This window comes from Streptomyces sp. NPDC087859 (assembly GCF_044742595.1).
Taxonomy (GTDB): Bacteria; Actinomycetota; Actinomycetes; order Streptomycetales; family Streptomycetaceae; genus Streptomyces; species Streptomyces canus_F.
The window spans coordinates 191,564-203,953 of the sequence record NZ_JBIUUU010000016.1 but is presented as its reverse complement, the minus strand read 5'-3'; the positions used below and the strand labels follow the sequence as shown (position 1 = coordinate 203,953).

8 protein-coding genes are annotated in these 12,390 nt (G+C 71.4%); 2 read left to right on the top strand and 6 right to left on the bottom strand.

Going from position 1 to position 12,390, the window contains the following annotated elements; all coding sequences use genetic code 11:
- Positions 1–69: 69 nt before the first annotated feature.
- A complete protein-coding gene (locus ACIOHP_RS35470) occupies positions 70–885 on the top strand; it encodes a hypothetical protein (RefSeq protein ID WP_401893817.1) in 816 nt (271 codons plus the stop codon).
- A 4-nt stretch (positions 886–889) separates the two neighbouring features.
- Here ACIOHP_RS35470 and ACIOHP_RS35465 read toward each other — a convergent pair whose 3' ends face one another.
- Entirely contained in the window at positions 890–3,334 is a 2,445-nt protein-coding gene (locus tag ACIOHP_RS35465) for a polysaccharide lyase 8 family protein (protein WP_401893815.1), read from the bottom strand.
- A 170-nt stretch (positions 3,335–3,504) separates the two neighbouring features.
- On the opposite strand from ACIOHP_RS35465, the gene ACIOHP_RS35460 reads away from it, so the two are divergent.
- Positions 3,505–4,152, top strand: coding sequence for a peptidoglycan-binding protein (locus tag ACIOHP_RS35460; protein ID WP_401893814.1), 648 nt, complete (start codon positions 3,505–3,507; stop codon positions 4,150–4,152).
- A gap of 250 nt (positions 4,153–4,402) precedes the next feature.
- On the opposite strand, the gene ACIOHP_RS35455 is transcribed toward ACIOHP_RS35460, so the two are convergent.
- The 5 genes from ACIOHP_RS35455 to ACIOHP_RS35435 form a co-directional block, all read right to left on the bottom strand.
- Entirely contained in the window at positions 4,403–6,772 is a 2,370-nt protein-coding gene (locus ACIOHP_RS35455) for a SpoIIE family protein phosphatase (protein WP_401893812.1), read from the bottom strand.
- A gap of 76 nt (positions 6,773–6,848) precedes the next feature.
- A complete protein-coding gene (locus tag ACIOHP_RS35450; protein WP_307037012.1) occupies positions 6,849–7,223 on the bottom strand; it encodes a hypothetical protein in 375 nt (124 codons plus the stop codon).
- A 458-nt stretch (positions 7,224–7,681) separates the two neighbouring features.
- Entirely contained in the window at positions 7,682–8,605 is a 924-nt protein-coding gene (locus tag ACIOHP_RS35445) for a MurR/RpiR family transcriptional regulator (protein ID WP_266819376.1), read from the bottom strand.
- A 71-nt stretch (positions 8,606–8,676) separates the two neighbouring features.
- On the bottom strand, positions 8,677–10,350 hold the full coding sequence (locus ACIOHP_RS35440) for a phospholipid carrier-dependent glycosyltransferase (RefSeq protein ID WP_401893810.1): 1,674 nt from the start codon (positions 10,348–10,350) through the stop codon (positions 8,677–8,679).
- A 92-nt stretch (positions 10,351–10,442) separates the two neighbouring features.
- The gene (locus ACIOHP_RS35435; protein ID WP_401893808.1) at positions 10,443–12,377 is read right to left on the bottom strand and encodes a phosphatase PAP2 family protein; all 1,935 of its coding nucleotides are present in this window, start codon (positions 12,375–12,377) and stop codon (positions 10,443–10,445) included.
- Between the last annotated feature and the right edge of the window lie 13 nt (positions 12,378–12,390).

Here is a 12,390-nt window from a genome sequence, read left to right as displayed (position 1 = left end):
CCGGAATTTTGTTCGACCGAGGCGTGCCGCATACGATCGCCCCTCGCCGCAGCCGCCGAGGAGACCCGCATGCCCCGCATCCTGTACGTCACCGACCTGGCCTACGAGGCTCGCGGGCGCCGCTACTGCGACGAGGACATATTCCTCACCTCACGGCTGCGCGAGGACTTCGATCTCGCCCTGTGCGACCCGCGGGACGCGGCGGCGTTGATGGACGCCTTCGACGCCGTCGTCGTCCGCAACAGCGGGCCCGTCCTCACCCACCAGGACGCCTACGACGCCTTCCGCGAGCGGGCGACCGCGACCGGGGCCCGCGTCTACAACCCCTTGTCCGGTAAGGCCGACATGGCGGGCAAGCAGTATCTGCTCGACCTGAGCGCGGCGGGATACCCGGTGATCCCCACGGTCGACGACGCCGACGACCTGCACCGCCTGCCGCAGACGGACCGGTATGTCGTCAAGCCGAAGCTCGGTGCCGACTCGATGGGTCTGCGGATCGTGACCGGCGACCGTGTGCGCGACCTCGTCGGCGAGGGTGTCCTGGTCCAGCCGTGCGTCGACTTCGCCTACGAGGTGTCCTTCTACTTCGTCGACCACGACTTCCAGTACGCGTTGTACGCGCCGCACCCTGACCGGCGCTGGCAGCTGGAACCCTACGAACCCACCGACGACGACCTCGAGTTCGCCCGCCGGTTCATCGACTGGAACGCCATCGGCCACGGCATCCAGCGCGTCGACGCCTGCCGTGCACCCGGAGGCGAGCTGCTGCTCGTCGAACTGGAGGACCTGAACCCCTATCTGTCCCTGGACGCGCTGGACGACGGCGGCAGGGACGCCTTCGTGGCGGCGATGAAGGCGTCCCTGCACCGGTTCCTCGGGGCGTGAGGAGTCACCCCAGCCTGACGGTGATCTTCTGGGTGGCACCGGCCAGGGTGGTCATGTCTGCGAAGACCAGCTGAAGCGCGGATCCCGTGGTCGCCGAGGTCACCGTGGACGGCTTCGACACCACCGCGGACACCGCCCGGTTCCAGGTGAGGGTGAGGCTCGTGTTCGTCCGCTTCGGATCGCTGACGCAGATCACCGCGGTGCCGTCGCTCCTCTCGGTGATCATCACCGAGCACGGATCGCTCGCGACGAGCCTCCCGGCCGTGCCGCCGAACCAGAAGTTGACGCCGGTGAAGCCCAGCGAGGGAACGGACACGCCCTGCTGGTCGTCGGTGTTGGCGAGGACGGTGAGCCAGGTCGTGGCGGCGGCCCGCGCCCGGGTCTGGGCGGCCGAGGCGCCCGGCATGAGGAGACAGGCGTAGGTGCCGTTCGTCGGGTCGGTGCCGTGGTCGACGTACATCGTCAGGTACTTGCGGTTGAGGACCGTCGTGGAGCCGCCCTTGTTGACGGCGCTCCAGGTGCCCTCACGGGAGTCGCGCAGTGCCCGGACGGTCGCGCCGCCGGGGAAGACATAGCCGCCCATGCCGCCGAGGTGCGCCCAGGTCGCGCCGGTGAGCGTCTCGGACCAGGGGTAGGCGACCGGCTTGACGGTGCCGTCGACGGTGAAGGAGTGGCCGCCGGTGGGGCCGAGGTTGCGGTTGTCGATCGTCGACTCCACGGTCGTGCCGTCGGTGCACCTGATGCCGGCGCCGAGACACAGGATCGAGTCGTCCAGACAGAACCACGACTTCTTCGCCAGGAGCGTGGACTGAAGACCCTTGAGGTACTGGCCGATCGCGGCCCGCTGTCCGTCCGTGGCACCGCCCACCCAGTTCACGTCCGGCAGGGAGGCGCCCCAGTCGCCGCCGGCCGCGTCCGCGAGCGCCAGGCGCGAGGCGGTCGTGCCGGGCAGCCGGTACGGGTCGACGGTGGGCCAGAAGGCGTCGCTGTACTGGCCGTTGGCGTAGGTGTCGCCCCACCAGTAGAGCATTCCGGAACCGGTGTGCCAGCCGCGCAGGTTCTCGCCGTTGCCGGTCTCGTAGTGGGTGACGCGCCGGTCGGCCATGCTGATCGACGCGGCCCAGCCGGGTCTGCGGTGGGTGGCCCGCGCCATGTTGGTGAACAGGCGGTGGCCGGTCGGCTCGGCGATCGCGGTGACGGACGTGTCGTCCAGGACGTTCTTGAGCCGGGCCAGGCTCGTCAGGCCGAGTGAGGGGTTGCTCATCGGCGGGCTGTAGTAGTCGCGCTGCGTCCAGCCCTTGACCAGGCCGCGCCAGCGGGCGTTCTCGGTGGTGCTCGCGCCCTGTCCGAGGAGCACGATCGACGCGAGGATCGGATGACCGCGCAGGTGATCGTTCTGCTGGATCTGCTTAGGGTCGGTCGCGGACAGGCCCCGGCTGATCGCCCGGCCGGACACCCCGTCCATCACGAGCCCGTTGTAGAGGAAGGGCGCCCACGCGTTCTCCACGGCGTCGAACACGATCTGCCGGTTCGTGTCGGTCACCGCCCAGCTCGACCCGGTGAGCAGCGCGAACAGCATCCCGAGGCCGCCGAGCATGACCGAACCGTACGAGCCGGTGTACGGCACGGTCGTGTGCTGGATGAACGAGCCGTCGGGGTAGAGACCGTCGCCGCCGCTCACGTACGGGAAGACGGGGGAGAGGGCGTCGCGGGCCAGCGCGACCTTCGCGGACGAACCGCCGACGATGCCGCGCAGCGCCAGCACCCGGCACAGGTCGACGCGGTTGGCCCCGGTGCTGGTGCCGGAGTAGCTCGCGACGGCAGAGTCGGGCACGAAGTGGTCCACGGCGGCGACGTAGTCGGTGATCTGTGTCGCCGCCAGCTGGTCGTACATCAGCACGCACACGTCGAGCAGGGCCTGCGGTGCGCCGATCTGCCAGCTGTACCAGTTGCCGTAGCGCGCCCGGCCCGCGTGGTAGACCTCGGAGTGCAGGTGGTCGAGGCCGGTGAGGATCGCGGACCGCAGGCCCGCGTCGCCGGTCAGCCCCGTGCCCTGCTGGCGGTACGCCTGCGCGAGCGTGCTCAGCCGGTTGTAGCTCGCGTTCATGTTCCCCGAGTAGCCGTACGACTCCTGGTCGGTGTCGGGCTCCGGATCCGCGTACACCAGATCCGGCCACAGCGAGCCGGACACCGGCGCCATGGAGGACTGCAACTGGGCCGCGGTGGTGCCCAGTTCGGTGAGCCGGCTCCGGAACGGCTCGGCGGTGGGACTGAACCCCTCGCCGAGGAGCAGGGTGCGCCATTTCGCCCGCAGCGCCGTGAACTCGTCCGCCTCCGCCGCCTGGAGGGCGGACACGGGGGTTGCGCTCGACTGGGCCGGGAGCCCGACAGCGACAGCGGTACCGGTGCTGGCGGCCAGAAAGCCGCGGCGTGACCAACGAGTCGTCATGACGGCGGTTTCTAGCACGGCATCGATCAAACGCTCAATAGCTCATACCAAGGTGAGCGTATCGATCGTTTATCGATGGATGGATCCGCTGAACTCAGCGGGCCGTGGCCGCGTATCACTCCGCGAGGGGACGGACCCGGCCCCTGGCTACGGGACGGAAGGAGAGCGAGATGCCGACACCGCCCGAGCGCGGCCGGCCGCAGGACCCCCTGCCCCTGGAACCGATCCGGGTGCTGCGCCCCCGTCGCACCGACGCCCTGGCGGAACTCTTCAGGGAACCACCGCAGGAGAGCACCCGCTACGAGTCCGTGGTGATGCCGCGACGGCTGTCCGGCACCGAGGACGAGACACAGGAACTGCCGCCCGTCCCCGCCCGCGACGGCGCCCGTCCCTTCGGCTTCGGCCCCGGTCTGCGGCGTGCCGCCATCACGGTCGGCGTGAGCGCGGCGGCGCTCATCGGCTTCGGCTGCGCCCTCCTGCTGCCGGGCCGCGGCGACGCCACCGCGGCACCCCCGCCGTCCGCCACTCCCACCCCGTCCGCCACTCCCACCCCCTCGGCCGTGACCACCCCGGCCGCCACCGACCCCGACGGGCCCGGCACCCTGCGCGAGGGCGCCAGCGGCCCCGAGGTGGCCGACCTTCAGCAACGCCTGCTGCGTATCCCGAACGTCTACGACAACGGCTCCACCAGCGGGACCTACGACGCCGTCCTCACCGAGGCCGTGGCCCGCTTCCAGGTCTGGTACGGCATCCGGGGCGACGAGACCGGCGTGTACGGCGACGACACCCGGCTCGCACTGGAGTCCCGTACGGGCTGACCTCTCGAACGCCGGGTAACACAAGGGGAAAGAGCTCGGGACCCCGCGCCGACGGGCCTCACGATGGACGCACCCGTCCGAGCCGAAGGCCATGCTGATGAGCGTCTCCCGCATCCCGGGCCTCGTACTGCCCGCCGTCTTCCTGGTGGCCCTCGTCGTGGGCGCGTTGTGGTACTGGCGCCATCGCGGCGACGAGTGAAACGGTCCCAGCAATCTCAGCGGCTCTTTGGAATGACGAAGGGAAGCGGTGCTAGAGGTCGGTGAACGGCACCCGGATGTCGACGACGCACACGTCGTCCCGACGATCACTCTCCAGCAGGTCCGCCAGCATCGACCCCAGGGAGCCGGACTCGTCGCCATGGTAGGTCACCAAGGCCTCGGCGAGCCGTGTGAAGCCCCGGTCGATGCCCTCGGAGGGCCGCTCGACCAGCCCGTCCGTATAGAGCAGCAGTCGGTCGCCCGGTTCGAGGACGCACTCGGCCTCCTGGAAGTGCGGTGCCGAGCTCGCCCCGAGGAGCATGCCGCGCGGCCGGTCCAGATAGCGGGCCTCGCCGGCACGCAGCAGGAGCGGCGCCGGATGCCCGGCCTGTGCCCACACCAGGCGGTGCCGGTCGGGGGTGTAGCGGGCCAGGATCATGGTGGCCGTGCCGTGGGTGTCGCGGGAGTGCAGCAGCAGGGTGTTGAGCCGGGCGAGGGCACCGGTCAGCGAAGAACCCGTGATGACCATGCCCTTGGCGGTGAAGCGGAGCTGGGCCATCGTGGCGACGGCGTCGATGCCGTGTCCGGCGACGTCACCGACCACGAACAGGGCGTCGCCGTCGGGGAGTTCTATGGCGCTGAACCAGTCGCCGCCGACATGGATCCCGGACTGGGCGGGCAGATAGGCGACTTCGACCTGGAGCCCGGCCGGCTGTACGGGGCGGGTGGGCAGGGGCAGCAGGGCGTGCTGGAGTCGGGCGGCCAGTGTGCGTTCGGCGCGCAGGACGTCGTGCTGGGTCACGATCGCCTGCTCGCTCTCGACGAGGGCCAGTTCTGCGCTGCGCTGTGCGGTCAGGTCCTGGACGAAGCCGTGCACCTCGACGGGCGTGCCGTGGACGTCGGTGACCGCCTCGGCGACGAGCCGCAGATGCCGGATCCCGTCCGCGGCCCTGATCCGGAACGGCATCGCGCAGGGCCGGCCCCGGCGCATGAGTTCGTCGACGGTGTGGGTCAGGGCGGGTGCGTCCTCGGGCACCGCGAGGTCGCGCAGCGCGGTCAGGCGCACCGGACCGGCCGCGGTGTCCCGGTCGAGCACGGTGTAGACCTGCGAGGACCAGCTGACGTCGTGCGTGATCAGGTTCCAGTTCGCCCAGCCCAGGTTCCCCAGCCGCTGGACGTCGGCCAGCCGTTGCTCCTGCCGGTCGGAGGAGTCGTGCCGCAGCCAGCTGACGGCCAGTCCGCCGCCCAGCCGCGTGACCCGCACGGAGTAGGTGGACAACTCCGCGACGCCCGCCACCACCTCCTGTTGCGCGAACGGCGCTCCGTCGTACGCCTCTCCGGTGGCCAGCGTGTGCCGGCACCCCTCCCACAGGGGATCACCGGCGAGCGTGGGGAAGCACTCCAGCAGTCGCAGACCGAGCAGGTCCCGGCCGGTACGGCCGAGGGCGTCGAACGTCTCCTCGGTCGCGGCCTCGATGCGGTAGTCCTCGACCTCACCGGATGGGGCACGCAGCGGGGTGAGCAGCATGGTCGAGCCCGGCAGCGCGTCGAACACCGTCTGCACGGCGTCCACGGCGGCGTCGGTGGACGGTCCCCGGCGTGGATCGAACGCGCGCAGCCGGCCGGCGCACAGCCGCGCGACGGCGAGCAGATGCTCCCGGACGGCCGGGGTGAACTCTCCGCCGCGGGTGCGCAGGACCCCGATGCAGACGTCGGCACGGTCCTTGGTGAGCACGGGGATCCAGGCACGGGAGAGCCAGCGTTCGGGGGGATCCCCGATGAGGAGGTACCGCTCGCGGGCCGTCTCGATGTCCTCCAGCCAGCGCGGCTCCCCGGTGCGCAGCGCGTCGAGCGCGGCGATCCCGCTGAGCGGCGGCACCTGGCGCCACTGGGCGGCCAGGGTCTCGTCGATGCCGGCGTGCCCGACCAGTTCGAGCGCCCCGGCGGGCAGCCGGGCGAAGATCATCACCGCGTCCGACTCCGTGCCGGGCGTCAGATGCTCGAGCAGGCACCGGGCGAGATCCTGTGGGGTGCCGATGCGGACGAGGGCCCGGCCGAGGCGTCCGAGGTCGAGGGCGTCGTCGGCCGGGCCCCGGAAGGCGTGGACGACGGCGTCCTGTCCCGGTGCGTCCGCGGAGGCGGCGGTCGGGTCCGGTGGGACCAGGCCGCCGAGGGTGATCCAGCACTCCTCCAGCAGCGTGTGGTGTGCCGCTTTCGCGCGCTGCGCCAGCTCCTCGCCCGCGGCGTCCGGGGAGCACCCGGTCAGCGCCATCAGGGCGCCCTTGGCCCGTTCCACGACAGCCGAGGTCGCCGCCTGGTCACGCAGCCGGTCCATCTCGGCACGCTGGCGGGCGACGATCTTCGCCAGCGCGACCGTGTCGGGGGCGCCGGACTCCGCTGGGCTGGCGGGCTCGCTCGTCACGCGACGAGCATCGCACACGGAACCCGGTGCGATCGCCGCCTTGTCAGGACCGGTTTCACTCGAAAGTGCGCCCTGGTCAACGTCCGGCGCTGTGCTCGACGAGAGCCTGGGAAACCGCCCGTACGCTGCGGGCGATGTGCTGTAGCTGGAGGACCTCGGCCGCGTACAGCTTGATCGTGTGCTCGATGACCGACTCGGGCAGCCCGAGCCCCGGAAGGTCGGCGCGGGCGGTCTGGAGGGCGGTGCGGGCGACCCGGATCTCCTGCTGGACCTGGATGTGCGCATGCCGGGCCAGCAGCACGGGGTGGCGGATCAGCGCCGGGTAGCTGGCGTAGCGGGCCGGCACCAGTTCGCGCAGCCACTTCGCCGCCGAGCGCTCCCAGTCGTAGCTGCCGGGAGTCTTGACCTGGCAGGGCCAGTCCGGGCTGATGCGCGTGGTCGTCAGAGTCATGGGAGTCATGGCCGTCTCTTCCGGGTGTGCGGCGTCAGGAGGGGGTGGTCCGACGGGTATGGGCGGCCCCGGCCTAGGGGATGACCGGGGCCGCCGCGGGCACTCGCCGAGGCGATGCCCGACCGAACACCCGAGGCGCCGTCGCGGGTAGGTGGCGGCGGCTTCGGGTGTTCGCGCAGGGGCCCGGACGGCAGACGGCGCCTGCGCGGCGGATGGTGCAGCGTGCGCATGGGCGGACCGTCGGCTTTCTGCGGGCTGTTGCGAAGGGTGGGGACGGGGGTGCGGAACGCGTCCCGGGAGCGGCCGGGGGCGATCCGTGAGCAGTATTTATATATGCCGTCCGGTTTGCAAGACGTATGAAAACATTCATGCGTGAAATAAGACGATTGATCCCTTGGTGATCTGGTTCGTCGGGTGTGGCCGGAGAGGGCCGGGAGGGGCCGTGTCGGCCCGCCGCGTCAGTCGCGCAGGAAGAACTGGTGCTGGTCGGAGATCTGCTCGTACTCCTCGAGCCGGGCCTGGGTCCGCTCGGGGTCGGCGTCGGTCATGGCCTGGAGCAGCGCGGCGGCCATCACCCCGGGGGCGGCGTAGGAGTCGAAGACCAGGCGGGAGCCGGTGCCGGTGGCGAAGACGATGTCCGCCTCGTCGGCGACCGGACCGAGCGCCAGATCCGTGATGAGGGCGACGCGCAGCCCCGCGCTGCGTGCGACCCGCACGGCCGTGAGGGTCTCCTGCGCGTGCCGGGGCATCGAGAACGCCAGCACCCAGGTGCCGCCCGCCTCGCGCGACTGCAGGAGTGCGTCGTAGGCGACGCTGCCGCCCAGGGTCACCAGCCGTACGTCGGGATGGACGCGGCGGGCGGCGTAGGCGAAGTACTCCGCCAGCGACACCGAGATGCGCACCCCGAGCACGGTCAGCGGGGTCGACTGCGACAGCTTGCGGCCGAGGTCGATGAGCTGGTCGGGGTCGGCGAAGTCGCGCCGCAGGTTCTCCAGGTTCTCGATCTCGGCGTCGACCGCGGCCTGCAACTCGTTGCCGCTGTTCTCCTCGGCGGCCGCCGGACCCCCCGCCAGCGTGCCGAGGGCGATCGACTGGAGCTTCTCCCGCAGCGCGGGGTATCCGCTGAAGCCCACCGCCGCGGCGAACCGTGTCACCGAGGGCTGGCTCACGCCCACCCGCTCGGCGAGATCGGTGATCGAAAGGAAGGCCGCCTCGGTGATGTGCTCGATCAGGTACTGGGCGATACGGCGCTGCCCCGGGGAGAGCCGGGGCCGGTCGAAGAGGGCCCTGAGCTGGGAGGTCGGGGAGGCCTCGGCCTCCGGAACCGACTTGCCCGAGGTGATCGCGGATGCCTGCGCGCGTGCCTGCTGCGGCGATGGCACGGGTGCGCCTCCTTTGTCTTCCACAGTGCCTCAACATAGCCCACACACTGTTGTGACCAGGGGTTGTGCGGTCACCGTCGATAGATCGTGATCGAGTGACCGACTTGATCGATCGAGCGGCTGCTGTCGATCAACTCGGCCAGTCGGCCCGTGGCCTTGGCGACCGAGGAGTCCGACACCACCAGCAGTCCGTGCACGTCCTCCAGGGGGACCCCGCGCGGATCGGATGCGTCGATGCCGTAGTACGACGGCACACCACTGCCCTTGTAGACGAGCCAGATCCGCTCCGCCGGATACCGCTCGCGCAGCCGGTCGGCGAGGCGGCCCAGGTCCTGGCCCCAGTCCACGTTGGAGTCGTGCAGCCGCAGACGCGTCTTCGCCGGTCCGCCGAACGCCTCGTTGGAGTACGGCAGATAGTAGGGGAACGTACGCACCGAGCTGACCGCGACGAACAGCACCAGCGCCCCCGCCGCGACAACGGCCCACCGCCGTCGCACCGCGAGCACACCGGCCGCCGCCACCGCCAGGAACATCGGCACGAACAGCGCGTACCGGGTGCCGAAGTCCCGGGAGCCGGTCATGGCCGCGGCGAGCAACACGGCGGTGGGGGCCAGCAGATAGGGCGCCGCGGGCCGCAACCGTCGTACCGCCACGAGAGCGACGGCACCCGCGGCCCACAGGGCGAGCATGCCGAGCGGGGTCTTCACCAGCAGCGCGGCCGGCAGGTAGTACCAGAGGGAGCCGGTGTAGAGCCGCCCGAACAGGAACCCCTGCCACGGATGGTTCTCGAAGCCGAACTGCACCCGCATCCCGTCCCGGTAGGCCTCCGGGAACGGCATCAGATCGACCAGCAGCGCCCGCAGACCGTGCACGACGGGCACATGCTGCTGCGGACTCCAGCGCAGCCTCGGATCCACCACCAGATAGGAGAGCCATACGACGGCGATCGCGGCCACCGCCACCACACCCGCCCCCGCGGCCGCCCGCGCCAGCGCCTTGCGACGGTCGTGGGAGTCGTGGCGCCACACCGACCAGGCGGCGAGTGCCAGCAGCACCGGAACGGCTGCCAGCGCGCTCATCTTCGTCGCCAGCGCCGCCCCGGCGGCCACCCCGGCGAGCGGTACGTACAGCCGCGGCCGACGGCGCGCCCGCCACAGCAGCCACACCGACGTCAGCAGGAAGCCGGCCGCGGGCACGTCGAGGGTGGCCAGCGAGCCGTGCGCGATCACGTCGGGGGAGAAGGTGTACAGGGCGAGCGCCACCAACCCGCCCGCCGGGCCGGCGAGTTCACGGGCGAAGCCGAGGACCACCAGCCCGAACGCCAGCGTCAGCACGATCACCGGCAGCCGGGCCCACAGCATCACCTGCCAGGGATCGTTGCCGGACTCGTACAGCAGATGCCGCCCGACCTGCCCCTGATCGCCGCTGAAGGACGGGTCGTAGCGCGGATCGGCGAGGGCCACCCCGACGGCTATGACGAGCTTTCCCAGGGGCGGGTGCTCGGGGTTGTAGCGGATCTCGTGCGCGTGCAGGGAGTCGGCGGCGGTGCCCACGTACACGGGCTCGTCGATGGTCGGCGTCTGCTGCACCGCGGTGGTCACCATGGCGCAGGCCATCTGGGCGAGCAGCAGCACGACGAGGAGCGGCACGAGCCAGGGCCTGCCCGACCGTCCCGCCGCCCGCGGGGCGGGTACGTCGGGGGGCGTCTCCGGTTCCAGGACCGGGTGCAGTTCGCGCGCCATCATCCGCCCCGCGACGACGTGGGCCGCGAGGGGGCGGGAGCGATGCGGAGACGCCTCATGCGCCTACTCTGCACCAGCTCCCGCCCCTCAGGGCGTCACCGCTTCAGGAGTCGTACCGACAGACCTTCCGCCGTGTAGACGGGTACGGCCCGCAGCGTGTCGGAGTTCAGCTCCACCCGGTCGAACCGGCCGCGCAGTCCCGCGGCGGCGAGCACGCGCACCACGCTGCCGGCCGTCGGCGGCTTGTCGGCGTCGAGCCGCAGCGACAGCACGCTGCCCGCGCCGAGCACCGCGCGCCGCGTCACCTCCAGGGCGGGACCGCGGCCCGAACGCAGCGTCACATCGAGCGTCGAGGACTCCTGGGCGTACGTCCCGTGGATCTGCACCGACGACTTGGTCGCCACCCGCAGCGTGCCGCCCGACACCCGTACGTCGCCGTGGCCGAGGGCGTGCGCCGAGGCGGCGGACAGGACGCCCTCGCGCACCACGGTGCCGCCGGTGTACCGGTTGTGGCCGGTCAGGGTGAGGGTGCCGGTGCCGCGCTTGGTCAGCGAGCCGTCGCCGTCGATGTCGTTGCGCCAGGTGTCGGCGGCACCGAAGCCACCGGCCGAGGCGTCGAGCGCGACGCTCACGTCGGTGTCGAAGGAGCCGTAACCGTCCGCCGCGGCGAACAGGTTGAGCCGGCCCCACTGCTCGAAGCCGTCCAACAGGACGTACCCGGAGGGCAGCGCGGTCGTGCGCAGCACCTCGCGCCGCTGTTCGGCGTCCAGGTAGGGCAGTCGCGTCTCCAGCAGCACCTCGGCGCCCTTCGGCACGGTCAGCGGTGTGCTGCGGCCCCGACGGGTGAGGACGTACGTCAGCTTGGGCTCGACCAGGCAGGCGTTGTCGTCGCGGTCGGCGTACGCGTCCGAGGCGTCCGAGTGGGCGTAGGCGAAGAGCGTGTCCGCCGTCGAGCCGGTCTGCGCCTCGAAGTACGCCAGGGCCTGGGCGCGCGCCGCGGCCTTGAGGTCCGCGTTCGCCGGGTCGGCGAGGGCGGCGGCGGCCAGGGCGGTGGCCATGACACGGCCGCCGAGGACGTCGACCGTGGAGTGCATGCCCGACATGATCCGCGTGTGGCTGAGCTCGAAGGCGCGGGTCACCAACTCCTGGAACCGCTCGGGAACGGCGTAGGCGAACGCCAGGGCCGCCAGGTGGAAGGCGTTGGTGTGCCCGCTGGGGAAGCCGCCGTCCTCGGCCGCGTTGGTGCCGCGCTGACGCAGCAGCTGGGTCACGACGACCACGTCCGAGTCGTACACGGGGAAGCCGAGCGCGTCGGTCCTCCCGGTGTCGACGACCTCGCTGTTCTCGTTCATGCGCCACGGACGCGGGTACTGGAAGGCGAACTTGGCCGGGTTGCCCGAGGCGAACGGGCCGCGCACGGTGTCGACCAGCTTGGCGACCAGGCCGAGGTCCGAGGTGTACGAGCCGGCGCCGATCGCGGACCCCGCGGGCGCACCGGCCGGTACGGCGTCGCTGATGGTGGTCGCGGGTGTGGTGTCCGGCGCGCTGGTGATCGACGTGACCGCCTTGGCGCCCGACCGGTACAGGTCGGCGAGCGGACCGAGCGCGCCGATCATCGCGTAACTCTGGTGCTGGCGGTCGTAGACGAACGCCTCCCTGGCCTGCGCCTCGGTGCGCGCCTGCGTGAGGCGGGCGCAGTAGCGCATGTTGGCGCGCAGGATCTCGGGCAGCAGCGGCGCGCCGGTGTTCCAGGTGCCGCCGGTCTTCCATATCTCGGCGAAGCCGCCGAGGATCCGCAGCACGGCGTTGGTCTCGGCGGTCTGGTTCGCCGTAATGTTGGTCTTGTAGTCGTCGACGAACGCGGCGGCACCGGTGGCGGCCTTCGCGTCCGCGGCGCCGAGCCACGAAGCGAAGGTGGGCGCGGCCAGGACGCCGGCCGAGACACCGAGGGAGGTCCGCAGGAACCCCCTTCTGTTCACGGTGAGTTCACTGACCGACGACGTGGAGCGGGGCCCGGCGGATGACGGCATGCTGCTGCCTCTC